20 protein-coding genes and 2 tRNA genes are annotated in these 22,995 nt (G+C 74.0%); 4 read left to right on the top strand and 18 right to left on the bottom strand.

The genetic code is table 11. The features are described from left to right. Positions 1 to 16: 16 nt before the first annotated feature. The 5 genes from ACH4SE_RS27080 to ACH4SE_RS27100 form a co-directional block, all read right to left on the bottom strand. Positions 17 to 1,213 (bottom strand): hypothetical protein, encoded by a 1,197-nt coding sequence (locus ACH4SE_RS27080; RefSeq protein ID WP_398546089.1) that lies wholly within the window; start codon positions 1,211 to 1,213, stop codon positions 17 to 19. A gap of 230 nt (positions 1,214 to 1,443) precedes the next feature. Then, positions 1,444 to 1,520: transfer RNA gene (locus ACH4SE_RS27085), tRNA-Met, on the bottom strand. A 196-nt stretch (positions 1,521 to 1,716) separates the two neighbouring features. Then, on the bottom strand, positions 1,717 to 3,636 hold the full coding sequence (locus ACH4SE_RS27090; RefSeq protein WP_398546090.1) for a tetratricopeptide repeat protein: 1,920 nt from the start codon (positions 3,634 to 3,636) through the stop codon (positions 1,717 to 1,719). Between the two features lie 519 nt (positions 3,637 to 4,155). After that, positions 4,156 to 4,229: transfer RNA gene (locus tag ACH4SE_RS27095), tRNA-Met, on the bottom strand. 42 nt (positions 4,230 to 4,271) lie between these two features. Further along, the gene (locus tag ACH4SE_RS27100; protein ID WP_398546200.1) at positions 4,272 to 7,247 is read right to left on the bottom strand and encodes a UPF0182 family protein; all 2,976 of its coding nucleotides are present in this window, start codon (positions 7,245 to 7,247) and stop codon (positions 4,272 to 4,274) included. A gap of 144 nt (positions 7,248 to 7,391) precedes the next feature. Between ACH4SE_RS27100 and ACH4SE_RS27105 the strand changes: the two genes are divergently transcribed. Then, a complete protein-coding gene (locus ACH4SE_RS27105) occupies positions 7,392 to 7,958 on the top strand; it encodes a PPA1309 family protein (protein ID WP_398546091.1) in 567 nt (188 codons plus the stop codon). Positions 7,959 to 7,983: 25 nt separating this feature from the next. Here the strand turns inward: ACH4SE_RS27105 and ACH4SE_RS27110 are convergent, their stop codons facing one another. From ACH4SE_RS27110 to ACH4SE_RS27125, 4 genes are all read right to left on the bottom strand, one after another. Continuing rightward, positions 7,984 to 9,069 (bottom strand): PDZ domain-containing protein, encoded by a 1,086-nt coding sequence (locus ACH4SE_RS27110; RefSeq protein ID WP_398546092.1) that lies wholly within the window; start codon positions 9,067 to 9,069, stop codon positions 7,984 to 7,986. 139 nt (positions 9,070 to 9,208) lie between these two features. Beyond that, positions 9,209 to 9,418 (bottom strand): hypothetical protein, encoded by a 210-nt coding sequence (locus ACH4SE_RS27115; RefSeq protein WP_398546093.1) that lies wholly within the window; start codon positions 9,416 to 9,418, stop codon positions 9,209 to 9,211. Positions 9,419 to 9,573: 155 nt separating this feature from the next. Continuing rightward, positions 9,574 to 10,017 carry a molybdenum cofactor biosynthesis protein MoaE gene (locus ACH4SE_RS27120; RefSeq protein WP_398546094.1) on the bottom strand — a complete coding sequence of 148 codons (444 nt, stop codon included), beginning with the start codon at positions 10,015 to 10,017 and terminating at the stop codon, positions 9,574 to 9,576. Positions 10,018 to 10,106: 89 nt separating this feature from the next. After that, the gene (locus ACH4SE_RS27125) at positions 10,107 to 11,210 is read right to left on the bottom strand and encodes an SDR family oxidoreductase (protein ID WP_398546095.1); all 1,104 of its coding nucleotides are present in this window, start codon (positions 11,208 to 11,210) and stop codon (positions 10,107 to 10,109) included. Positions 11,211 to 11,377: 167 nt separating this feature from the next. On the opposite strand from ACH4SE_RS27125, the gene ACH4SE_RS27130 reads away from it, so the two are divergent. Continuing rightward, positions 11,378 to 12,928 carry a zinc-dependent metalloprotease gene (locus tag ACH4SE_RS27130; RefSeq protein ID WP_398546096.1) on the top strand — a complete coding sequence of 517 codons (1,551 nt, stop codon included), beginning with the start codon at positions 11,378 to 11,380 and terminating at the stop codon, positions 12,926 to 12,928. Next, positions 12,925 to 13,458: an NUDIX hydrolase gene (locus tag ACH4SE_RS27135; RefSeq protein WP_398546097.1), complete on the top strand. Its 534-nt coding sequence runs from the start codon at positions 12,925 to 12,927 to the stop codon at positions 13,456 to 13,458. The genes ACH4SE_RS27130 and ACH4SE_RS27135 overlap by 4 nt, the downstream gene beginning before the upstream one ends. A gap of 71 nt (positions 13,459 to 13,529) precedes the next feature. On the opposite strand, the gene ACH4SE_RS27140 is transcribed toward ACH4SE_RS27135, so the two are convergent. From ACH4SE_RS27140 to ACH4SE_RS27155, 4 genes are all read right to left on the bottom strand, one after another. Beyond that, entirely contained in the window at positions 13,530 to 14,294 is a 765-nt protein-coding gene (locus tag ACH4SE_RS27140) for an AIM24 family protein (RefSeq protein ID WP_398546098.1), read from the bottom strand. A gap of 16 nt (positions 14,295 to 14,310) precedes the next feature. Continuing rightward, a complete protein-coding gene (locus tag ACH4SE_RS27145; RefSeq protein ID WP_398546099.1) occupies positions 14,311 to 14,994 on the bottom strand; it encodes an AIM24 family protein in 684 nt (227 codons plus the stop codon). A gap of 6 nt (positions 14,995 to 15,000) precedes the next feature. Next, positions 15,001 to 16,668: a TerD family protein gene (locus ACH4SE_RS27150; RefSeq protein WP_398546100.1), complete on the bottom strand. Its 1,668-nt coding sequence runs from the start codon at positions 16,666 to 16,668 to the stop codon at positions 15,001 to 15,003. Positions 16,669 to 16,740: 72 nt separating this feature from the next. Next, the gene (locus ACH4SE_RS27155; protein ID WP_398546101.1) at positions 16,741 to 17,343 is read right to left on the bottom strand and encodes a M48 family metallopeptidase; all 603 of its coding nucleotides are present in this window, start codon (positions 17,341 to 17,343) and stop codon (positions 16,741 to 16,743) included. A gap of 259 nt (positions 17,344 to 17,602) precedes the next feature. On the opposite strand from ACH4SE_RS27155, the gene ACH4SE_RS27160 reads away from it, so the two are divergent. Beyond that, positions 17,603 to 18,976 carry an ABC1 kinase family protein gene (locus ACH4SE_RS27160; RefSeq protein WP_398546102.1) on the top strand — a complete coding sequence of 458 codons (1,374 nt, stop codon included), beginning with the start codon at positions 17,603 to 17,605 and terminating at the stop codon, positions 18,974 to 18,976. Between the two features lie 36 nt (positions 18,977 to 19,012). Here ACH4SE_RS27160 and ACH4SE_RS27165 read toward each other — a convergent pair whose 3' ends face one another. The 5 genes from ACH4SE_RS27165 to ACH4SE_RS27185 all read right to left on the bottom strand — a co-directional run bounded on the left by ACH4SE_RS27165 (position 19,013) and on the right by ACH4SE_RS27185 (position 22,908). Further along, positions 19,013 to 19,189, bottom strand: coding sequence for a hypothetical protein (locus ACH4SE_RS27165; protein ID WP_398546103.1), 177 nt, complete (start codon positions 19,187 to 19,189; stop codon positions 19,013 to 19,015). Between the two features lie 171 nt (positions 19,190 to 19,360). Next, positions 19,361 to 19,681 (bottom strand): hypothetical protein, encoded by a 321-nt coding sequence (locus tag ACH4SE_RS27170; protein WP_398546104.1) that lies wholly within the window; start codon positions 19,679 to 19,681, stop codon positions 19,361 to 19,363. After that, positions 19,678 to 20,037 (bottom strand): WhiB family transcriptional regulator, encoded by a 360-nt coding sequence (locus tag ACH4SE_RS27175; RefSeq protein WP_398546105.1) that lies wholly within the window; start codon positions 20,035 to 20,037, stop codon positions 19,678 to 19,680. The genes ACH4SE_RS27170 and ACH4SE_RS27175 overlap by 4 nt, the downstream gene beginning before the upstream one ends. Before the next feature lie 160 nt (positions 20,038 to 20,197). Further along, entirely contained in the window at positions 20,198 to 20,539 is a 342-nt protein-coding gene (locus ACH4SE_RS27180; RefSeq protein ID WP_398546106.1) for a hypothetical protein, read from the bottom strand. A gap of 137 nt (positions 20,540 to 20,676) precedes the next feature. Then, positions 20,677 to 22,908, bottom strand: a complete 2,232-nt coding sequence (locus tag ACH4SE_RS27185; RefSeq protein WP_398546107.1) for an ATP-dependent DNA helicase UvrD2 — start codon at positions 22,906 to 22,908, stop codon at positions 20,677 to 20,679. Positions 22,909 to 22,995 lie beyond the last annotated feature (87 nt).

Raw genomic sequence — 22,995 nt, forward strand, 5'->3', positions numbered from 1 at the left:
CCGCACGGTGGTGAGCTCACAGACGGGCGGCGGCGCGGCGGACGGCGGGCTCGGGGCGCACCGAGCCGAGCCGGCGGATCTCCGGCGGGACCCCGCCCGCCGCCCGCGCGGCGAACGCCGCGAAGACCTCCCGGGCGACCCCGGGATCGGAGTCGCGGGCCAGCGGCCCGAGCAGGGCCACGAGTTCGGCCCGCGGCGCCAGCCGCCCCACCGCGTGCACCGCGGCCCGCCGCACCGCGGCGGGTGCGGGCCGCCGCCGGTCCAGCAGCCGCATGAGCACGGGCACGTCACCCGCGTCACCGCACTCCCCCAGCCCGGCGGCGAGGCCCGCGAGATGCCGGGCCGGCGTCGTCCGCCCCGCGCGGGCGATCTGCCGCCGGTAGACGGCGGACGGCGGCTCGCCGCGCCCGTACAGCAGCCAGCGTGCCGTCGCCCGTACCACGCGCGCGCGGTCCGCCAGCGGGGCGACCAGCCGGGTGGCGGGCACGTCGAGGGGCAGCGCGGCGACGGCGAGTTCGCGGACGGCCGCGTCGCGGGCCTGGAGGAGCCGGGCCGCCTGGCCGGGGTCGAGGTCGAGCAGCCGCTGCGCGCACAGCGTGCGGCATCCCTGGTCGTGGTCGTGCAGCGCCGTGCCGAGCAGGTCGCCGCAGCCGTACTCGCCCGCCTCCAGGGCGAGCGCGAGGCCGAAACGGCGGGCGGGGCCGTCCGGGTCGGCGGCGAGCGCGCGCAGCGCGCGGCGGTACGGGGGGCGGCACAGCAGCCTGCGGTAGTCGGTGAGGAGGGAGGCCGTACGGCGGCGGCCCGCGAGCCGCAGCAGGACGCGGACGGCGGCGGCCACCTCGTCGGGGGCGGTCCGTGCGAGCAGCGCGGCCGTCGCCCGGGCCCTGACCGGCTCGACCCAGTCGGCGCTGCGCAGCGCGAGACCGGCCGCGGCCACGGGGCCGCCGCGCCCGGCGAGTGCCGTGACGGCGGCCTCCCGGACGTGCCCGTCGGACGCGAACGACCGCAGGAGCAGGCCGAGTCCGTCCCCGCCCGCGGCCTGCGGGGTGCCCGTGCGGCGGGCGGCGAGGTCGAGGCGGAGCAGCAGCCGCGGCGGGGCCGCGGCCAGCGCGGCGAGGGCGGCCTCGCGCTCGCCCGGTGCGCCCTGGACGGGCAGCCCGAGCAGGCGGCGGAGCAGTGCGTCCGCGGCCGCGGGCCCGCCGCGCTCCGCCACTTCGCACCACGCGGCCCAGCGTGCGCGGGCCTCGGCTGCCGCATCGCCTCGGTCCCGCCGGTTCCGCCTCCGCAGCCACCGCCACACACGCGCCTCCTGAGGATCCGTCAGTTCATCCTCTCTTCAGCATTCCCTTCCGCGGTGCCCGCCTCCACCGGGTATGCCCGGACTTTGCCCGAACCAGAACAAAAAACGAAGGCCCGGAGGCAATGCCTCCGGGCCTTCGTCCATGGTAGCGGGGACAGGATTTGAACCTGCGACCTCTGGGTTATGAGCCCAGCGAGCTACCGAGCTGCTCCACCCCGCGTCGTTGTGCCCTTACCTTAGCCCAGGCCGTTTGATCAGCGCAAATCCCTTCCCGGAGGGGGACAGCGGAGCAGCACGGGCCTCCCCCGCACGGCAGTCCCCCGCAGGGCTGCGCCCCGGGAAGACGGCGGCCCCCGGGGCGTACCCGGCGGCGCGGGCGCAGCCTGGAGCGGGCCCGTGGCGGCGGGCCCCGCGGGCTACGCGGTGAGCTCGCTCGTCAGCGCAGCCGTCAGGCGGCCGGCGCGTTCGGCGACCTCCGCCGGGCCGCAGTCCATGGCGCGGGCGCACCAGTTCTGCGCGTCGGCGAGGCGGCCGTGGCGCGCGGAGAGGAGGGCGAGACGCAGGGCCGCGCGGCCGTGGCCCGCGTCGGCGGCGCGGGTCCACCACAGCGCGGCCTCGGGCTCGCTGCCCTCGCGGGCCAGCAGCAGGCCGAGGTTGAAGGCCCCGTTGCGGGAGCCGGCCTCCGCCGCCAGGCGGTACCAGTGCGCGGCCAGCTCGATGTCGCCGCGCTGTGCGGCGGTCATGCCGAGCCGCACCTGCGCGCGGCTGTGCCCCTGCCGCGCGGCCCGCTCGTACCACTCCGCGGCCTCGTCGCCGAAGGCCTCCGCGCCCTCGAACTCGCGGGCGCGGGCGTCGAGGAGCGCGCCGAGGCGGAAGGCGGCCTCGGGGCTGCCGCCGCCGGCGGCGCAGCGCAGGTGGCGTTCGGCTCCGTGGTGGTCGCCCTCGCGCTGGAGGGCGATGGCCACCTGGAGCGCGGCTCCGGCGTGCCCGGCCGCGGCGGCGCGGTCGTACCAGACGCGTGCGGCGGCCGGCTCGTCGCGCCCGGCGTAGAGGATGCCGAGGTTGAAGGCGGCGTCGATGCTGCCGGCCTCCGCGGCCTTGGAGAACCACGGCTCGGCCCCCTCGGCGTCGCCGTGCTGGAGCAGCAGGACGGCGAGCGCGTTGGCGGCCTCCCGGTGCCCGGCGTAGGCGGCCTTGCGGTACCACTGCTCGGCCTGCGGGGCGCGGTCCTGGCCGGCGCACAGCAGGCCGAGGTTGTAGGCGCCGTTGATGTCGCCCGCCTCCAGGGCGGCGCGGTACCAGCGCTCGGCGGTCTGCGGCTCGCCCTCCTGGGCGTGCAGCGCGCCGAGCGCGTTGGCGGCGTTGCCGTCCCCGGCCTGGGCGGCGCGGCGCCACCAGGTGGCGGCCTGGTCGATATCGCCGGAGTCGCGCAGCAGGAAGCCGAGCGCGCAGGCGGCCTTGGCCTCGCCGTCGCGCGCGGCGGTGAGGTACCAGTGCGTGGCCTCCTTGGTCTCGCCGCGCTCCTCCAGCAGATTCCCCAGCCGGAGGGCGGCACGGCGGTGGCGGCGCGCGGCGGCCTGCCGGAACCACTGCTCGGCCTCGTGGCTCTCGCCGCGGGCCGCGCAGAAGCGGGCCAGGCGGTAGGCGGCCTCGCGGTGGCCGTGTTCGGCGGCGGCGCGGAACCACCGCTCGGCCTCCCCGTCCCGCCGGTGGTCGAGGAGGTCGGCGAGCGCGTAGGCGCCCAGCACGTGGCCGGACTCGGCGGCCTGGCGCAGCCAGTACTCGGCGCCGGGCTCGTCGCCGCGCTCGCGGTAGTGCCGCCCGAGGGCGTGCGCGGCGGCGGCGGAGCCGGCGACGGCGGCGATGCGCCACCACCCGGCGGCCTCGTCGGCGCGGCCGCGCTGGTGCAGCAGCAGGCCGAGGTTGTTGGCTGCGGGGCGGTCGCCGTGCTGGACGGCGGCGCGCAGGTACGGCTCCGCGCCGTCGAGGTCGCCGCGGCGCAGCAGCAGGGTGCCGAGCGCGCTCATGGCGCCCGGGTCGCCGTGGTCGGCGGCACGGCGGTGGCGGGCCTCTATTTCCGCCTCCTCGCGCAGCGCGAGGGTGTCCTCGTCGGGCAGCTCGAAGGGCGCGCCCTCGTCGTCCACGGCTCCGGCGGGCAGCCCGGCAGCGCGTGCGATGTCGGCGGCGGTGAGGGCGACGGGGACGCCCGGCGTGACCGGTTCTGCGGCGCGGGGGGCGGGGAGCAGGGCGGCGGCGGACGTGGTGGCGTGCGGGCCGGCGGGCGCGCCCGGGAGCAGGGCCTCCGGGGCGGACGGGTCAGTGGTGGCGGGCAGCATGAGCTCCCCCGCCGGACCGTGGCGGCCACGGTTCTGACGAGTGTTCAGCAGTCTTGCACCATCCCCCATGAGCTCCATCGTCGCACCACCCGCTAACGGCGTACACCTGGTATACCCCAACCCGCCGGTCTCTACAGCGTTTTGTCGACTTCCCGACATGACGTCACACAAAACTCCCCTTCCCCGGATTCACTCGAACAAGCGAAGAGGCCCGAAGTCGCTTGACTTCGGGCCTACTTGATTCCACAGCAGGGACCGGCGGCAAACCCGCAGCTGCCAGGCCCCACGGGCCCGGCGGGCCGCCGGGCAGCTCCGCCCCGCGTCGATCGGCACCCGGCAATCTAGCAGAGCGCACGACCTCCGCGTGACCGGGCGTCACGCTGCGTGCTCACCCCCAGGGGGGACCTGCGGGCGGGCCCGAGACCCGCCCCGTCCCCTTCTCCGGCGGCACCGGGGACCACGTACGGCCGCACACGCACCGAGACCCCTCCGGCCGGAAGCCGGAGGGGTCTCGTCTTGTAGCGGGGACAGGATTTGAACCTGCGACCTCTGGGTTATGAGCCCAGCGAGCTACCGAGCTGCTCCACCCCGCGTCGTTGTGTGTTCACAGTATCACGGTACGGACGCCGCCGGGTTCAGTCACCGCCCCCGGCGGTCGGCACGGGGGCCGGTGCGGGCGGCGCCGACGCCGGCGGGGAGCCGGGGGACGGCAACGCCTGGGGGGTCGCCGTGGCCTTCTCCGCCGTCCGCGCCGCCTCCAGCGCCGCGTCCAGCCGCCGCTGCGCGGCGTCGTAGGCGGCCCGGTCGCCCCTGCGCTCGGCGCCCTGCCGGTCGCTGTAGGCCTGCCGCGCGTCGGCCAGCGCCTGGCCGAGGGAGGCGTCGGGGTCCGCGCCGGGCGTGCCGGGTTCCTTGGCGGCGTTCCTGGTGGCGTCCTTCGTCGCGTTCCCGGCCGCGGCCGGGCCGAGCAGGTCGTCGAGGGCCTCGGCCAGCGTCGGCCGGTAGCTCGTGCGGTCGCCGTAGACCGCCGCGACGCCGCTCAGTTTCGGGAAGTCCTCCCCGGCGGCACGCGCGTAGACCGGCTCGACGTACAGCAGCCCGCGGTCCAGCGGGATGGTCAGCAGGTTGCCGTGGACGACCGTGGGGGCCTTGCCGGCGCGTTCGAGCCCGTTGGCGGCCGGGGCGGAGCGGCCCGCGGCGTCGATCGCCGACTGGACGGCGGCCGGGCCGCCCGGGCCGGAGCCGGCGGATATCCGCAGCAGCCGGATCGTGCCGTAGCCGGAGCTGGTGGCATCGGCGTCGACGGCCATGAAGGCGCTCGTGCTCCCGCCCTCGGCGGGGGTGAAGGTGCTGGTGAGCGAGTAGGTCTTGGCGCTCTGCCGGGGCATCCGCAGGTCCAGGTAGTACGGCGGCACCGCCTTGCCGGCCTTGGCCGCCGGGTCGTCCGGCACGTCCCACACCTGGCCGGGCGCGCCGAAGTCCGCGGCCCTGGTGACGTGGTAGGTGGTGAGCATCGCACGCTGCACCTTGAACAGGTCCTGCGGGTAGCGCAGGTGGGGCAGCAGGCCGGCGGGGATGTCCGCTTTGGGCCTGACGGTGTGCGGGAAGGCCTTCATCCAGGTCCTCAGCACCGGGTCCTGCTCGTCCCACTGGTAGAGGGTGACCGTGCCGTCGTAGGCGTCGACCGTGGCCTTGACCGAGTTGCGGATGTAGTTGACCTGGTCCTGGCCGGTGAGGACCTGGCGGCGGCTGTCGGTGAGCGAGTCGGCCGTCGCGTCGCCGAGGGTGGTGCGGGTGGCGTACGGGTAGTCGTCGCTCGTGGTGTAGCCGTCCACGACCCACAGCACCTTGCCGCCCACGACCGTCGGGTAGGCGTCGCCGTCGATCGTCAGCCAGGGCGCGACCGCCGCGACGCGCTCCTTGGGCGTGCGGTTGTAGAGGATCCTCGACTTCTTGCCGATGGCGTCGGAGGAGAGGATGCGGGGCTCGCCGAGGCTGATCGCGTACGCGGCGCGGGTCAGCGGATTGCTCAGACTGACACCGCCCTTGCCCCGGTACGTCGTCCCGCCGCCCTTGGCGCCGTCCGTCCCGTCGTGCTCGGGGGTGCCGCCGCCGACGATGGCGTACTGCCGGGTCTGCTCGCCGAAGTAGATCCGCCGCTGGTAGTCGCCGGACGGGCCGAGGGTGCTCATGTCCTGGCCGCCGAAGACGGGGGTGCCGTCGCTGCTGGTGGTGCTGCCGTCCGCGGTGACGACGCCGTAGCCGTGGGTGTAGACGAGGTGGTCGTCGGTCCAGTCGCCGTGCGGTATGCCGTCGCTGTTCAGCTCCCGGACGCCGACGACGGTGTCCTTGCTGGTGCCGCCGTCCCGGTAGCGGTCGACGTCCAGCGTGGAGGGGAACTCGTAGGAGGAGCTGCCGCGCTGCAGTGCCTGGAAGGCGGGCGAGACGACCGTGGGGTCCAGCACCGTGGGGCTCGCCGCGTCCTCGGCCTCCTGGCGCAGGCTGCCGTCCGCGCCGGGCGCCTGCGGGGCGGCGGACGTGCCGGGGTACTGCGTGACCCGGGCGTCCGCCAGGCCGTACGCGGCGCGGGTGGCGTCCAGGTTCTCCTGGACGTACGGCGCCTCCTTGGCGGCTTCGTGCGGCAGCACCTGGAACTTCTGCATGACGGCCGGGTAGAGCCCGCCGATCAGGATCGCCGAGAACACCATCAGGCCGAAGCCGACCGCCGGCAGCGTCCAGGTGCGCCGCCACGCGGTGGCGAAGAAGAGCAGCGCGCAGATCACCGCGATGAAGAAGAGGATCGTCTTGGCGGGCAGGTAGGCGTTGGCGTCGACGTACCGCAGGCCCGTCCAGCCGCGGACGCCGCGGTGGCCGCCGGAGCGCACGGCGAGGCTGTAGCGGTCCAGCCAGTAGGCGGCCGCCTTGAGGGAGACGAACAGGCCGAGCAGGACCGCCAGGTGCGCGGTGGCCGCCCCGGTCACGCGCGCGCCGGGCGAGGTGAAGCGGATCCCGCCGTACAGGTAGTGCACGACCACGGCGCCGACGAGGGAGAGCACCACGAGGGCGAAGCCGAAGCCGACGAGGAAGCGGTAGCAGGGCAGCTGGAAGGTGTAGAAGGACACGTCCTTGTGGAACTGCGGGTCCCTGGTGTGGAAGGGCGTCGAGTGCGCCATCAGCAGCCAGGAGCGCCACTGGCCGGCCGCAGCGCTGCCCGCGACGATCCCGAGCGCCCCGCAGATCCCGGCGAGCGCCCACGCCCGGTAGGGCGCCAGGCCCATCCGGTAGCGGTCCAGGCTCAGCTCCTCGCTGGACATGGCGCTCAGCGGCGGGCGCAGCCGGTGGGCCAGGTACATGTTCAGGCCGACACCGAGGGCCATCAGCAGGCCGAAGCCGGCGAAGAGCGCGGCCTTGGTGCGGGTCATGGTGGAGAAGACCGACGAGTAGTGCACCGATCGGTACCAGAGCAGATCCGTCCACAGGCCCGAGACGACGACGAGCCCGGTCATCAGCACGGCGAGGACACCGAGGACGAGGATGAGCGCGACGGCCGCGCGGGAATGGCGCCCGGGCCCTCTGCTGCGCCCTGCCGCCCCCGCGCCGCCGCGGTCGGGCATCTGGAATACCAAGGGTTGCGCACCTCGAATAGTGGCGAATGTCGGCTTTTGTCCGCTGGTCCCGGGTCGGACTCCCACACATGCAACTTCACCACGCTTTGGCCGGTTCCCGATTCCGGCAGGGGAAGGGGGAGGATACGCACCATGTCCAACAACGCGACCGAAGGAACGCCGCTCGCGGCGAACCCGCTGACCCGTGCCGTCCTGGAGATCGACGCCTACGCCTCGGGGCTCGGCTGGGACCAGCCCGCCCGGCTGTTCGCCCTCGTCGACACCGCCCGGCTGAGGTCCCAGGAGCCCACGCTCGCCGAACAGCTCGGCCTGGCCGGCGAGGAGGAGGCCGCAGCGGCGGGGGCGCTCACCCCGATCGAGCAGGACGAGCTGCCGGAGGGCGCGCCCCTCGACGAGTTCCTCGCCACCATCGCCTGGCCCGACGTGATCACCGGCTGCGCCCTGACGGTGGAGCGGCTGATGCTGCCGCCCTCCGCCGAGGCGGCGATCCCGAAGGGCATGGACGACGCGTCGCTGTCCGCCTGGGTGGCCGCGCACCCGGAGCGGCAGGAGGTGCGGATGACGGTCGCGGTGCTGCGGGACGGCGCCCGCGAGTCGGCGGTGCGGCTGCGGTCCAAGGACACCCCGTCCGAGGTGCTGACCGGCGGCGGACTGGTGCCGGGGCTGGCCGACGCGCTGGCGGCGACCTTCGAGGCGTAGGGGGCGCGCCGGCCGCCGGGCGGCGTCAGCCCTTCGTGCAGCTGGGCAGTGCCGCGGTGTCGCCGGACTTGATGTCCGCCAGCGCCTTCACCGCGTCGCCCAGGGTCGTGATCTTGACCAGGGTGAGGCCGCCGGGGATGTCCTTGGCGGCCTCGCCGCAGTTGTCGGCGGGCGTCAGGAAGTACTGGGCGCCCTTGTTGCGGGCGCCGATCGTCTTGAGGCTGATGCCGCCGATCGGCCCGACGGTGCCGTCGTCGTCGATCGTGCCCGTGCCCGCCACGAAGTGGCCGCCGGTCATGCTGCCCGGGGTCAGCTTGTCGATGATGCCCAGCGCGAACATGGTGCCCGCACTCGGGCCGCCGACGTCCGCGAGCTTGATGTCGATGCTGAACGGGAAGAGGTGCTCGACACCGGCCTGGATGCCGACCACGGCCCGCTTCGGACCGGTGTCGGCCGACTGCCGGGTGGTGATGGTGATCTTCCTGCCGGGCACGGCGTCCACCTTCTTGCCCTTGGCCTGCGCGGCGGGGACGACCGTGAAGACCACCGGCTCGCCCGGCTTGTGCCTGGTGACCAGCGTCGCGACGTCGTCGGGCTGCTCGACCGCGGTGCCGTCGACGGCCTTGATCACGTCGCCGGCGTGCAGCACACCCTGCGAGGCGCCGCCGCTGACCACCGCGGCCACCACGACACGGGAGGGCACCGGGATGTGCAGCTGCTTCAGCGCCGCCACCTTGGCGCTGTCCTGCGACTGCGTGAACTCCTCGGCGTTCTGCTGGTCGGCCTGCTCGGCCGTCTGGCCCTTGGGGTAGAGCGTGTCGTGCTCGACGACCTTGTCGTCGTGCCGCAGCCAGCCGAAGACCGACTCGACCAGGTTCATGCGGTAATCGGCACCGGTGACCCGGACCGTGGTCATGTTCAGGTGCCCGTCCGCGGGATAGGTCTTGCGCCCCGAGATCTGGATCACGGTGTCGCCGCCGTACGTCCCCAGGGTGTTCACGGTGGGGCCGGGGGACATCTCGGAGTAGGGCGTCGGGACGAGCAGCGCGACGCCGAGCAGCGCTATCAGCGTGAGCGTCGAGGTGATCAGCGTCGCGGTACGACTGGGCATGGAACGACAGTACGGGACCGGTGCGCGGTCCGGCCCCCCGGGTGAGCCCGGAAGGGTAGCCGGCGGGCGGCCGCCGGCCAGGCCCCGCACGGCGCGCCGGCAGGCCGCGTACCGCCCCGGCACGACGCCCGTACGGGCCTCAGACGGGCTCGGCGTCGGTCTCGTCCGTCTCGCCCTTGTTGACCTTCAGCGGCGGCCGCTCACCGGGCTGCATGGCCGTGCGGAAGCGCTCGTATCCGGCCAGCGACGCACCGTCGGCGTGGGTACGGCCGCGGGCGGCCCAGCGGGCCCAGACCACGGCGACCAGCACGCCGAACAGGGGGATGACCAACCACGCAAGTGCCGCCACGGTGAACTCCCGACCCGACGCATGACGAAAAGCGTCATAACCGACCTATGAGCAGATTAACGACCTGCCAGGTCAACGCTCGGCCGGGGCGCGGGGTTACGCAACCGGAATTCCCCCTGGCAGCGCACCCGTCCGCACGGCGGCGCGGGGGCGGCTCAGACGCCGACCCACTCCTCGGTGCCGTCGGCGAAGACCTGCCGCTTCCAGATGGGCACCTGGCTCTTGAGGTCGTCGATGAGCCGGCGGCTGGCCGCGAAGGCCTCACCGCGGTGCGGGCAGGACACCGCCACGATCACCGCGAGGTCGCCGACCCGCAGCTCGCCCACCCGGTGGACGGCCGCGAGCGCGGTGACCGGGAAGTCCGCCGCGACCTTCTCCGCGACCTGCCGCAGCGCGTCCTCGGCGGAGGGGTGGGCGGTGTACGCGAGGCCGGTCACGGCCGCGCGGGAGCCGCCGTCGTGGTCGCGCACCGTCCCGACGAAGAGCGTCGTGCCGCCCGCCGCGTCGTCGCCGACCGCCGCGAAGACCTCGTCCAGCGACAGCGGGGTGTCACGGACGGCCAGCAGCCGGATCGGCCCGGTGGGGGCGGTGGAGGTCATACGGGCCATAGTTCCTCATCCTCCCGCGCCGCGGAAAGGCGCCTGCGGTGTGTCCTCGGCCTCCCGCCTCCTGCCCGCCCCCGGCCCGTTCAGATGCCGCGCCGCCTGCGCGCCCGGCGGACCAGCGCCGCCGTGCCGACCAGCGCGACCGTGGCGCCCGCCGCTCCCAGCGTGGTGGCGTCCTTGCGGCCCAGCCGCCGCCCGGCGACGGAATTGCGGCCCGCGACCTCCTTGAGCAGCTCGGCGAGCACCTCCTCGTTGGTCCACCGCGGCCGCCAGCCCGACTCGTGCAGCCGGCTGCCGCTGACCACCCACGGGTGCATGGTGTAGGCGAGGTCGCCCGCGGGCGAGGGCGTCAGCCCCAGCCGGTGCAGCCGGGAGGCGGCGCCGAAGGCGATGGCCGGCGGCAGCTCCATGCGCCGGATGCCGCTCAGCTCCTCGACCTCCTCCTGCTCCAGCCAGCCGTCGCAGCCGACGGCCATCTCCCCCTCGACCTTCTCCAGCACGGCGTGCTCCAGTGCCGACACCAGGTCCTCGACGTGGCAGAACTGCCAGCAGGGGCGGCTGCCCGCGACGACCAGCAGCCGCGGCGACTCGAAATACCGCGTCAGGGCGGTGTCCGTGCCGCCGACGAGCACCGCGGGGCGCAGGATCGTGACGTTCAGGCCGGGGTGCGCGCGGGGGGCGCGGCGGCCCAGCCGCTCGATCTCCAGCAGGTCGTCGACGAAGCTGGCCTCGGACGTCGCCCGCAGCGGCGCGTCCTCGGCGAGCGGCACGTCGTTGTCGGCCTGGGCCCCGTAGACCATCGCCGAGGTGCACAGCACGACCCGGCGCACCCCGGCCGCCGCGGCGGCCGTGAGCACGGTCTGGGTACCGCGCACGTTGAAGGCCGAGCGGGCCCTGGGGTCGGACTCGAGGTCGAGGTCCACCGCGAGGTGCACCACCACGTCCGCGCCGCGCAGCCGGTCGGCGACGGCCGGATCGCGCACGTCGAGCACCCGCCAGACCGCCTCCGGCACCTCCCCGCGCCGCTCGTCGATCGCCACCACCTTCCTGACCTCGTCGGACTCGGTCAGGCGGCGGGCCAGCGCCAGCCCGACGCCGGACGCGGCACCGGTGATCGCGACCACCGGCCCCGCGCCGTTCCGGGCGGCGCTCCGCTCTGGGCGAACGTGTCCATCTGGGGAACTCACCGGGTGTCTCCCACGGTTGTCTCAGTTACGTACGCGGCCTTGCGTACGCGGCCCGTACCCGCCACGCACGCAGCCATCCTGCCGGACAGGTGTCTAGGCTTGGAGGTACAGCCCATCACACCCGGCCGACCACGACAGCCCACCACGACACAGATCCGAGGAATCCCGTGAGCGACATCCCATTCGGATTCGGCGTCCCTCCGGAGGAGCCCGAGGACGGCGACGAAGGCAAGCAGCACAAGGGCGGCGGGGAGGGCGGTGCCGCCGGAGGCGGCGGCGGCGCGGCGAATCCGTTCGGTTTCGGAGGCGGCGGCCCCTTCGGGGGCGGTCCCTTCGGCGCCGGGGGCGAGAATCCCTTCGCGGCGATGTTCCCGGGGTTCGGCGCGATGAACCCGGGCGACCTGGGCGCCGCCTTCCAGCAGCTCGGCCAGATGCTCTCCTACGACGGCGGCCCGGTGAACTGGGACATGGCGCGGGACATCGCCCGGCAGACCGTCGCCCAGGGCACGGCGGACGGCACCAAGGACTCCTCGGTGGGCCGCGCCGACCGCGCGTGGGTCGAGGAGGCGGTGCGGCTGGCGGATCTGTGGCTGGACGGGGTGACGTCGCTTCCCTCGGGCGCCGGCAGCGCGGTGGCCTGGAGCCGCGCGGAGTGGGTCGAGGCCACGCTCCCGGTGTGGAAGGACCTGGTGGACCCGGTCGCCGAGCGCGTCGCGGGCGCCATGGGCGACGTGATGCCCGAGGAGATGCAGGCCATGACCGGGCCGCTGCTCGGCATGATGCGCTCGATGGGCGGCGCGATGTTCGGCTCCCAGATCGGGCAGGCGCTCGGCACGCTGGCCGGCGAGGTCGTCGGCTCCACCGACATCGGGCTGCCGCTCGGCCCCGCGGGCAAGGCCGCGCTGCTGCCGGCCAACGCGGCGGCGTTCGGCGCCGGGCTCGGCGTGCCGATGGAGGAGGTGCGGCTCTACCTCGCCCTGCGCGAGGCCGCCCACCAGCGGCTCTTCGCACACGTGCCGTGGCTCCGGGCCCATCTGTTCGGCGCCGTCGAGGGCTACGCGCGGGGCATCAAGGTCGACACCGCGCGGCTGGAGGAGGCGATCGGCCAGCTCGACCCGACGCAGCCCGAGCAGCTCCAGGAGGCCCTGCAGGGCGGCATGCTGCAGCCCGAGGACACCCCGGAGCAGAAGGCGGCGCTCGCCCGGCTGGAGACGGCGCTCGCGCTCGTCGAGGGCTGGGTGGACGCGGTGGTGCACGCCGCCGCGGCCCCGCACCTGCCGTCCGCGGGCGCGCTGCGCGAGACGCTGCGCCGCCGCCGGGCGACCGGCGGGCCCGCCGAGCAGACCTTCGCGACGCTGATCGGCCTGGAGCTGCGGCCGCGCCGGCTGCGGGACGCCTCCCGGCTGTGGGCGTCGCTCACGGACGCGCGCGGGGTCGACGGGCGGGACGGCCTGTGGGCGCACCCGGACATGCTGCCGACGGCCGGGGACCTCGACGACCCCGACGGCTTCGTGCACCGCGAGAACCTCGACATCGACTTCTCCGAGCTGGACCGGATGCTGGGCGAGGCCGCGGGCCCGCAGGCCTCCGGCGACACCGGCAGCACCGGCAGCACCGGCAGCACCGGCGACGAAGAAAGCGCCGACAGCGCCGAGGACGACGGCGGGGACGGCGGCGGTCCCGCGGACGGCCCGGCGAAGGGCGACAGCAGCAAGTGAGCGCACTGTACGCGGACGCCGTCGGCGTCCTGGAGGGCTGGCAGGCGCCCTCCGCCGAGCAGGACGTGCTGCGCAAGGACTACCTGGCGCATCTGGCGGCGCGCGGCGACGAGGGACTGTGGAAGCCGTGCTCGGCCGGGCACATCACCGCGAGCGCGCTCGTCGTGGACCCGCCGCGGGAGCGGGTGCTGCTGACGCTGCACGCCACGCTCCGGATGTGGCTCCAGATGGGCGGCCACTGCGAGCCCGAGGACACCGCGCTCGCGCAGGCCGCGCTGCGCGAGGCCACCGAGGAGTCGGGACTCCCCGGCCTGCGGCTGCTGGCACCGCAGCCCGTGCGGCTGGACCGGCACCTGACGCCCTGCGCGTGGCACCTGGACGTGCAGTACGCGGCGCTCGCCCCGGAGGACGCCCTGCCGGTCATGAGCGACGAGTCGCTCGACCTGCGGTGGTTCGGCTACGACGAGGTGGCGGACGTCGCCGACACCTCGGTGCGGACACTGCTGGCGGAGACCCGCGCGCTGCTGTGAGCGTGCCGGAGGGCCGGGGGACGACATGCGCCCCCGGCCCTCCCGGCCTTTCCTGAGCTCTAACCGGGCCCTCAGTTCGACCAGATGTTGCCGGCGTTCTGCCCGCGGGCGCCCTGCTGGCCCACGCCGTACTGGGCGCGCAGCCCGCTGCCGATCTCGGCGTGCTGCGGCGGCATCTGCTCGCTGGGCTGCACCAGGACGTAGCCCTGCCCGACGAAGTTGAGCTCCCAGCCCTCGCCCGTGCTGCCGCGGCGCCGCCACACCGAACTGCTGCTCGTCTGGGCCTGCATCTGGACCCGCAGGCTGCTGGACCAGGCGACGACGGCGTCCGCGTCGCACGACACGTACGTGTCCGGGGTGACCTGCATCAGCAGCGGCTTGCCCGAGGTCATGAGGGCGACCTTGCCGCTGCCCGCGATGTTGAGGTTGTACTGGCCCGTGCCGGACAGGCCGAACTGGCTGTCCACCGCGATGACGTCCCAGTGCAGGCCGGAGTCGAGGGCGAGGACGTAGGCGCTGTCCACCGTCAGGCCGTCGCGGTCGACGTCGAGGATGTGGATGTGCTGCGCCAGGTTGGCCAGGTAGACGGTGCCCTGTCCGGAGCAGCGCATCAGGTCCAGCCCCTCGCCCGTACGGTGGCGGGCGCCGCGCTGCTGGTGCGACTGGTATTCGCCGTCGAACTCGATCATCCCCTGGTAGGCGACCATCGAGCCCTTGCGGGCCAGGCAGTCGGGCCCGGTGCTGCCGTCGAGGCGCACCCGCAGCAGGTACGGGTTCTGCAGGCTGTAGTGGTCCTGGTTCTGGACCTCGGTGTACGCGAACAGCGGACTCTGCATGACGTGTCGCTCCCCCTCAGCCCCGCGCCCGCAGGCGGTCGGTGCTGTCCTCGCTCGGCTGTACCACCACGAAGCCCTGCCCGGAGAAGGCGATCTGGAAGGCCTCCCCGCTGCCCCGCCCGATGAGCGAGCCGGCCCTGAAGCTCCGCTTGGCCTTCATCTTCAGGCCGGACGACCAGGCCACCAGCGCGTCCGGGTCCACGTACGTCTCGTCCTCGCCGCGGCCGCAGTCGACCACGATCGGGGTGCCGCGGGAGGTGACCGCCACCCAGCCGCTGCCGGACACGCCGACGTTGAACAGGCCCTGCCCGGCGAATTTGGCCAGGCCCTTGACCCGCTCGACGCCCCAGCTCAGATGGGCGTCGAAGGCGAGCAGGTTGGTGCCGTTGACCGACACCGACTCGTTGTTCAGGTTCAGGCACACCACGTCGGCGCCGTAGTCGGCCAGGTAGAGCAGGCCGTCGCCGCTGCACTTCATGAGGGGTGCGCCCTCACCCGTCAGCCACGCCGAGGCCATCTGCCGCACCGCCGGGGGATTCGGCTCGTACTGCACGAAGCCCTCGTAGGCGACCATCGAGCCGGTGCGCGCGAAGAGGTCCTGGCCGGTCACCATGGCGACCCTGAGCATGTGGGAGCCGTGGTTCTCCATCCGGGCCGCGACCGGGGTGGGTGCGAAGCCCGCGATCATCTGCTGGTCCATGGCGGGTCACACCTCGTAGGGCTGGACGACGATGAAATTGCCGGGAGCGCCGCGGAACTGGAGGTTCACGGTCTCGCCGCTGTGGCCGGGGTAGGCGCTCCTGCGCAGCCGCACCTGGCTGGAGACGATCACCTGGGCACCCGCCGACCACGCCACGATGGCGTTGCTGTCGGCGTAGGTGGTCGGGGTGACGGGCAGCACCACCGGGGTGCCGTGGGTCTTGACGACGACCGTGCCCGTCCCCTGGAAGAGCATGGTGAACAGCGCGCCGCCGGGGATGCCGTGGCCCTCGATCCGGCGCACCTCGTGCTGGAGGCCCTCGTCGAAGGCCAGCACGTTCTCCGCGGAGACGCAGATGGCGTCGTTCTGCAGCTCGATCGGGTGCAGGTAGGCGGCGTTCTCGGCGAAGAAGACCTGGCCGTTGCCGGTGCAGCGCATGAGCTGCATCTCCTGGCCCGTCATGTTGCCGACGATCCGGCCGGTGAAGCCCGCGCCCTTGTAGGCGAAGTCCACCTTGCCCTGGTAGAGCACCATGCTGCCCTGCCGGGCGAGGACGGCCTGACCGCCGCTCTGGGCGAGGTCGGCACGCATCATCTTCGGGTTCTGGGCCGTCCAGCGCTGGCCCGTGGGCAGCTCACGGTACTTCTGCATGGCGACCGCCAGGCCCGCGCCCTGCGCGGGGACGGGCGGCTGGCCGTACCCGGCGGCCGGAGGCCGGCCGAAGGCGGGCGGCTGGCCGCCGAGGGGGGGCTGCGCGTATCCGGGCGGGGGCTGCTGGCCGTATCCGGCGGGCGGGCCGGGGGGCTGGGCGTACCCCGGGGGGCCGGGCGGCGCGGGCTGGCCCGGGAAGGCGCCGGGCATGCCGGGCGTGGGGCCGGGGGGCGGCACCTGGCCGAAGGGCGGTGCGGCGGGCTGGCCGAGCGGGGCGACCATGGTGGGCGCCTGGTGGACGTCGCCGGGCGGGGTGCCGAAGGCCGGGGGCGCCGGAGCCGGGGCGGGCGGCGGAGTACCGAAGGCCGGGGGCGCCGGAGCCGGGGCCGGGGCGGGGGGCGCCGGGGGCGGGGCGAAGCCCGGGGCGGGGGCGGACGCGGCGGCGGGCGGGGCGAAGCCGGGGGCCGCGGAGGGCGCGGGCGCGGCCGGCTGCTCCTCGGCGACCTCGCCGCCGAAGTTCTGCAGCAGCGCGGCGAGACCGCCGTCGAAGCCCTGGCCGACCGCGGCGAAGCGCCACACGTCCTTGAGGTAGATGTCGGCGAGCATCACGGCGCGCTCGGTGGAGAACTCCGCGCCGGTGAACGAGTACCGCACGACCTCCTCGCCGCCCGCGACGAGCCGCAGGTAGCCGGGGCCGATCTGCGACATCTGGCCGTCGCCGTCGATCGTCGCGGTGAAGCTGAGCCTGTGCACCGAGGGGGGTATGCGGTCGAGCGTGACCCGGAAGGACTCGGTGTCGCCGGACTGCGGGCCGAGCAGCTGGATCGACTCCTCGGGCGACTTCGGCTGGTTGAAGAAGATGAAGTAGCGGTCGTCCGACAGCTCTTCCTTGGCGTCCAGGCCGAAGCAGCTGATGTCGAAGGTCAGGCCCGGGGCGGCGATCGAGACGCCGACGTAGAGGTCCGTACCCGCGGTCAGATCGCTGATCTTGGCCTTGTGGCCGCGCTGGAATTCCCTGGCCATGGATCGACCGGCCCCCATCCCGTCTGGCGTGCGTGTGCGTTGCGACAGGCTAACCGGTCGCACCGGCAGCGGCTATTCCCCCATGGCCTTCGGCGTCCGGAGGCCGTCCTCCCCGTCCCGGGCGCCCCTGGCCTCGCGGTCCGCGACCCCTTCCAGGAAGCCGCGGGCCCGCTCGGTGCGCGGGTAGCTCTCCAGCAGCTTCCAGAAGGCCGGGCCGTGGCCGGGGACGAGCAGATGTGCCAGCTCGTGCAGGAGCACGTAGTCGATGACGTACTCGGGCATGCCCCGCAGCCGGTGCGAGAGCCGGATGGTGCCCTCCGACGGCGTGCACGAGCCCCACCGGGAGTTCTGGTTGGTGACCCAGCGCACCGTGTCGGGCACGGCGCGTCCGCTGAGGTACTGTCCGGAGAGCCGCTCCGCGCGGGCGGCCAGCTCCGCGTCCCCGGGGGTGCGGCGGCTCTCCTGCGCGGCCAGCTTCTCCAGCATCACCGTCACCCAGCGCTGCTCCTCGGCAGCCGACATGCGGGCCGGGATCAGCACGACGGTGCGGTCGCCGTCGCGGTAGGCGGACACGGTCCGCCTTCGCCGGGCGCTGCGGCGCACTTCCACCGTGCTCGTCCGGTGGCCGCGGGCGGGCTGGCTGGCGAGATCATCGCGCGCTGGGTCGGCGGACACGCTGTCGACCGTACCTGCTGCCCGTCCGGGAAGTCCCGTCTCCAGGCCGGTTGCCAAGGGAATCACCTCGCTTCTTACGCATATTGAACGACTATTCCCCACACCCTGTGGATAACCCGTGCGGCGAGGCGGCCGGATACGGCAGTCTGGGCGAGTGAGCACGCAGAGTGACGGCGGACGTATCCTGACCGGCTCTTGACCGGGCAGGCGGCGCGGCCAGGCACAATTGGCGAGGTGACCGACGCGAAATGAGGCGCGCATGTCCGATCTTCCGCGCAAGGCTGTGACCCGCACCGCGAAGCTGGCTGCCCTGCCCCTGGGATTCGCCGGGCGGGCCACGCTCGGGCTCGGAAAGCGGCTCGGGGGCAGGCCGGCCGACGAGGTGGCCGTCGAGCTGCAGGAGCGCACCGCGGAGCAGTTGTTCAAGGTGCTGGGCGAGCTGAAGGGCGGGGCCATGAAGTTCGGCCAGGCCCTGTCGGTCTTCGAGTCGGCGCTTCCCGAGGACGTCGCGAGCCCCTACCGCGCGGCACTGACCAAGCTCCAGGAGGCGGCCCCGCCGCTGCCGGCCCGCACCGTGCACCGGGTGCTGGCCGAGCGGATGGGAGCGGACTGGCGGTCGCTGTTCGCCGAGTTCGAGGACACCCCGGCCGCCGCCGCCTCCATCGGGCAGGTGCACCGCGCGGTGTGGGGTGACGGACGCAAGGTCGCCGTGAAGGTGCAGTATCCGGGCGCGGGCGTGGCCCTGCTCTCGGACCTGTCGCAACTGGGCAGGGTGGCGCGGCTGTTCGGACCGCTCGTGCCGGGTATGGACGTCAAGCCGCTGCTGGCCGAGCTGCGCGAGCGGGTCGCGGAGGAGCTGGACTACGCCCTGGAGGCGCAGGCGCAGCACACCCACGCGGTGGAGTTCGCGGGGGATCCGGACGTGGTGGTGCCGGACGTGGTGCACCAGGCCGATCAGGTGCTGGTCACCGAGTGGATGGACGGGGTGCCGCTGTCCGAGGTGATCTCCGGGGGCAGCCCGGAGATGCGCGACCGGGCGGGCCAGCTGCTGGCGCACTTCCTCTTCGCGGGCCCGGCCCGCACGGGACTGCTGCACGCCGATCCGCACCCGGGCAACTTCCGGCTGCTCACGGACGAGGGCCCGGTGTCGGGCTGGCGGCTGGGCGTGCTGGACTTCGGCACGGTCGACCGGCTGCCGGACGGCCTGCCGCTGCCGATCGGGACCGCGCTGCGGCTCGCCCTGGAGGGCGAGGCGGAGCAGGTGCACGCGATGCTGCGCGAGGAGGGCTTCGTCAAGCCGACGATCACGCTCGACTCGGACGCGGTGCTGGACTACCTCAAGCCGATCATCGAGCCCGCCGGCCGCGAGGAGTTCTCCTTCGACCGGGCGTGGATGCGCGCGCAGGCGGCCAGGATCGCCGATCCCCGCTCCCCCGCACACCAGTTGGGCAAGCAGCTGAACCTGCCGCCGTCGTATCTGCTGATCCACCGGGTGACGCTGAGCACCGTGGGCGTGCTGTGCCAGCTGGGTGCCACGGTGCGGCTGCGGGAGGAGCTCCGGGAGTGGCTGCCGGGCTTCGACCCCGGGGAGGACGGGGATGCCGGCGCGGACGGGGACACCGCCTCCGGGTGAGGGCCCGCGGGCGGCGGGTGCTTTCCAGGGGTCCCCTCACCACCAGGAGGAGTCGAGCCGGCTCTCGATGCTGCGCAGATGGCGGCGGGCGCAGTCGTCGCAGAAGTAGACGCGGCGGCCGTTCTCGACGGAGCAGGTCCAGGTCAGCGGAAGGCCCTCGCGCGTGGCCCCGCAGCGCGCGCAGGTGGTGGTCCGGTCGTTCGTGTGATCCACCGGGCGACGATACCTCCGCCCGCGTGCTGTTCGTCGGTATAACGCACCGCGGGGCCGGTCCTTTTGGACCGGCCCCGCGGGGTCGTCAGGTGTCGGTTGCGTTCCTGCTGGTCGTGCCCGGGCGGCGCCGCAGCGCGGCGCCGCCCGCCGGTGTGCCGGGCGGTGCGGCCGTTACTGCATCACGGCCAGGGCCAGCGCCCGCCGGGCCCGCAGCGAGGCGCGCTCGGCGCGCCGCTGGAGCCGCCGGGCGGCCAGCACGTGGGAGGCCCTGCGTTCTTGCTCGGCCTCCGACATCCTCTGTTGCATATGGGCACGGGCCAGGGCTTCGGGCATGAGTTGCATGTGGTGGTTCCTGTTCTGGTGCGACGCCATCGCGTCGGAGGTACGAGCGGTCTGTTTGAGGCGGCTGGGTGTCATCGGGGCCTGATTCATCGGGTCGTGGGTGGCGGGACGGTCGATCGTCCCCGGAGTGGTGAGCCTGCGCGTGTTCATGCCGCAACCGCGTTCTTGCGCGGACGGCCGCGCGGACGCTTGCGGGGCACGACGATGCCCTGGATGAACAGCTCGCCGCCCCAGACACCCCAGGGCTCGCGGCGGTCCTTGGCACCGGCGAGACAGGCCTCGCGGACCGGACAGGTCTGGCAGAGGGACTTCGCGTACTCCACGTCGGCCGGCGACTCGGCGAAGAAGACCTCCGGGTCGTAGGTGCGGCACGGGACGGGGACGCCGAGGCGCTCGATCTCGTCGTCGAGCTCGGTCAGGGGCAGCAAGGTGGTCTCCGGGGGGTGTGCGGGCGGGCGGCTCAGGTCGGGGGCGGGTCCGGACGGTGCGTGCTGGGCGGTGTGCACGGTGTGTTCGTTCCTCGTCTTTCGGGCCGGCCGGTCGGCCGGTGTGCTGTTGTGTCTGTCTGTCCGCGGCCGGAATCGTCCGTCCGCGGGCGGAAAACAGAAGGGCCGCGGATCCCGGTCTGGGATTCCGCGGCCCTGAAGGTGCCGACCTGATGCGATGTCAGGCTGGATCACTCCAGGGTTCGAGCCCGCGGAAGGCCCACTTGCCGTTCTGCTGCGTCTTCTGCTGTCCGTTGCCGAAGCCATGGGCGCCTGCTGCTGCGCCGATGACGGTCCGGGTGCCGGCGCCCGCTGCTGCCGCCGCGAAGCCGAAGGCATACGCCTTCGCCTGCGCTGCCGCTACCGCGGACGCCTCGGTCGGTCGCTCGCTGCGCAGCCGGGCAGCCGGAACGGCCGCGAGGAGCGCGGAGCACATCAGACCCGTGGCAACCGAGGGCATGCCGAGAACGTTGGCGGCGACCGGACGATCGGTCAGTTTCGTGATCAGAATCTGCGTGGACATCTGGCTCGCCTCCTCTCGGCGTCTCGTAAGGCTGATGGACCGTTCTTGCGTATTACATCACGATCGGACCGGCTCTTGGAAGAGCCGTTCTCAACCGCGCTCGTGAAGGCTATGGGGACCTCCGCGGGATGCGCAAACTATTTTTCGGCTCCTTCTTCGGATTCCTCGGAAGATTCCTGCGGGACCCCTGTGACCTGCTCCTGGGCCGGCGCGGCGACCTGCTCCGGGGCCTGGCCCGCGCACAGGGCGAGCACGTCCGCCCCGAACCTGTCGAGCTTGCGGGCGCCGACCCCGGGAATCACCGCGAGGGCCCCGGCGTCCTCCGGCCTGACCTCGGCGATCGCCAGCAGCGTGCGGTCGGTGAAGACGCAGTAGGCCGGCTGGCCGAGCGTCCTGGCCTGCTCCGAACGCCAGGCGCGCAGCCGCTCGAACAGCTCCTCGTCGAGATCCGACGGGCAGTCCTCGCAGCGCATCAGCTTGATCTCGCGGGCGTCCGACAGCGTCCGGCCGCACACCCGGCACAGCACCGGGCCGCGCCGCTTGCGCCCGCCGGAGCCGCGCTCCACCCCTCCGGCTCCGGCGGCCGCGGTCCGCGCGCCGCGCGGCGCGGAGCCGGGCCGCAGCCCGTCCAGGAAGCGGGAAGGTTTGCGGGTGCCGCGGCCGCCGGGCGAGCGGGACAGCGCCCAGGACAGCGACAGGTGCTCGCGGGCCCGGGTGACGCCGACGTACAGCAGCCGGCGTTCCTCCTCGACCTGCTCGTCGGTCTTGGCGTAGGTGATGGGCAGGGTGCCCTCCGTCAGGCCCACGACGAAGACGGCGTCCCACTCCAGGCCCTTGGCCGCGTGCAGCGAGGCGAGCGTGACGCCCTCCACCGTCGGGGCGTGCTGCGCGCCCGCCCGCTCGTCCAGCTCGGCCACGAAGTCGGCGAGCACCGCTTCCGGGCGGGCGGCCGCGAAGTCCTCCGCGAGCCGCACCAGCGCGGCCAGCGACTCCCACCGGTCCCGCACCGCGCCCGAGCCGGCGGGCGGCTCCGAGGCCCAGCCGCGGGAGCTGAGCACCGCCCGCACCTGGTCCGCCACGCCCGCCGCGGCCTCCTCCGGGTCGGCGGACGCGCGGGCGGCGCCGCGCAGCAGCATGCCGGCCTCGCGCACCTCGGGCCGCTCGAAGAAGCGCTCGGCGCCGCGCAGCTGGTAGGGCACCCCCGCGTCGGCGAGCGCCTGCTCGTAGACCTCGGACTGGGCGTTGATCCGGAAGAGCACCGCGATCTCGCTGGCCCGCACCCCGGAGTCCATCAGCTCGCGGATCCGCCGGGCGGCCCCCGCGGCCTCGGCGGGCTCGTCGGCGTACTCGGTGTAGACGGGCTCGGGGCCTGCCTCGCGCTGCGAGACCAGTTCCAGGCGGTGCGCCGCCGCCTGGCCGCGGGCCTGGCCGAGCAGCCCGTTGGCCAGGGCGACGACCTGGGGCGTGGAGCGGTAGTCCCGCACCAGCTTGACGACGGTGGCGTCCGGGTAGCGGGAGCGGAAGCCGAGCAGATACTCCGGGGTGGCGCCGGTGAAGGAGTAGATGGTCTGCGAGGCGTCGCCGACCACGCACAGGTTCTCCCGGCCGCCGAGCCACAGGTCCAGCAGGCGCTGCTGGAGGGGGCTGACGTCCTGGTACTCGTCCACCACGAAGTGCTGGTACTGGGACCGGACGGTGTCGGCGACGTCCGGCCGGTCCTGGAGCACCCCGACCGTCAGCAGCAGCACGTCCTCGAAGTCGATCATGCCGCGATCGCGCTTGAGCTGCTCGTACGTGGCGTAGATGCGGGCGACCTCGGCCGGGTCGCGCGGCACGTCCCGCCCCGTCTTGGCGGCGACCGCCGGGTAGTCCTCGGGCACCGTCTGGGTGACCTTGCACCACTCGATCTCGCTGGTGACGTCACGCAGCTCGTTGCGATCCAGCCGGATGCGGCTGCGCGCGCCGGCCTCGGCGACCAGCTGCACCTTGCGCTCCAGCAGCCGGGGCATCTCGCCGCCGATCGCACGCGGCCAGAAGTACTGGAGCTGGCGCAGGGCGGCGGAGTGGAAGGTGCGGGCCTGCACGCCGCCCGCGCCGAGCTGCCGCAGCCGGCCGCGCATCTCGCCGGCCGCCCGCGCGGTGAAGGTGACCGCGAGCACGCTCGCCGGCTGGAGGATGCCGGCCCGTACCCCGTAGGCGATCCGGTGGGTGATCGCCCGGGTCTTGCCCGTGCCGGCACCGGCCAGCACGCACACGGGGCCGCGCAGCGCCGTCGCCACGGCGCGCTGCTCGGGGTCGAGGCCGTCGAGCACCGCGTCCGCCGACTCGGGCGCCGGGGGAAAGAGCGTGTCGTGGGTTGTCGCAGTCACACCGCCACTGTGCCAGGTCCGGCGGACAGCCCGGGAAAGTTGTCCACAGGTCCCGCCCGGGCCGGGTCCGGAATGCCCGCCCGGCGC

It is taken from the genome of Streptomyces sp. NPDC020983, from assembly GCF_044333485.1.
Lineage (GTDB): Bacteria > Actinomycetota > Actinomycetes > Streptomycetales > Streptomycetaceae > Actinacidiphila.

Coding starts and splice junctions, on each gene's coding strand:
- ACH4SE_RS27090 (WP_398546090.1), bottom strand. CDS start 3,636: ATGCTGCCCGCCACCACTGACCCGTCCGCCCCGGAGGCCCTGCTCCCG.
- ACH4SE_RS27100 (WP_398546200.1), bottom strand. CDS start 7,247: ATGCCCGACCGCGGCGGCGCGGGGGCGGCAGGGCGCAGCAGAGGGCCC.
- ACH4SE_RS27105 (WP_398546091.1), top strand. CDS start 7,392: ATGTCCAACAACGCGACCGAAGGAACGCCGCTCGCGGCGAACCCGCTG.
- ACH4SE_RS27110 (WP_398546092.1), bottom strand. CDS start 9,069: ATGCCCAGTCGTACCGCGACGCTGATCACCTCGACGCTCACGCTGATA.
- ACH4SE_RS27120 (WP_398546094.1), bottom strand. CDS start 10,017: ATGACCTCCACCGCCCCCACCGGGCCGATCCGGCTGCTGGCCGTCCGT.
- ACH4SE_RS27140 (WP_398546098.1), bottom strand. CDS start 14,294: ATGCAGAGTCCGCTGTTCGCGTACACCGAGGTCCAGAACCAGGACCAC.
- ACH4SE_RS27145 (WP_398546099.1), bottom strand. CDS start 14,994: ATGGACCAGCAGATGATCGCGGGCTTCGCACCCACCCCGGTCGCGGCC.
- ACH4SE_RS27150 (WP_398546100.1), bottom strand. CDS start 16,668: ATGGCCAGGGAATTCCAGCGCGGCCACAAGGCCAAGATCAGCGATCTG.
- ACH4SE_RS27160 (WP_398546102.1), top strand. CDS start 17,603: ATGTCCGATCTTCCGCGCAAGGCTGTGACCCGCACCGCGAAGCTGGCT.
- ACH4SE_RS27170 (WP_398546104.1), bottom strand. CDS start 19,681: ATGAACACGCGCAGGCTCACCACTCCGGGGACGATCGACCGTCCCGCC.
- ACH4SE_RS27180 (WP_398546106.1), bottom strand. CDS start 20,539: ATGTCCACGCAGATTCTGATCACGAAACTGACCGATCGTCCGGTCGCC.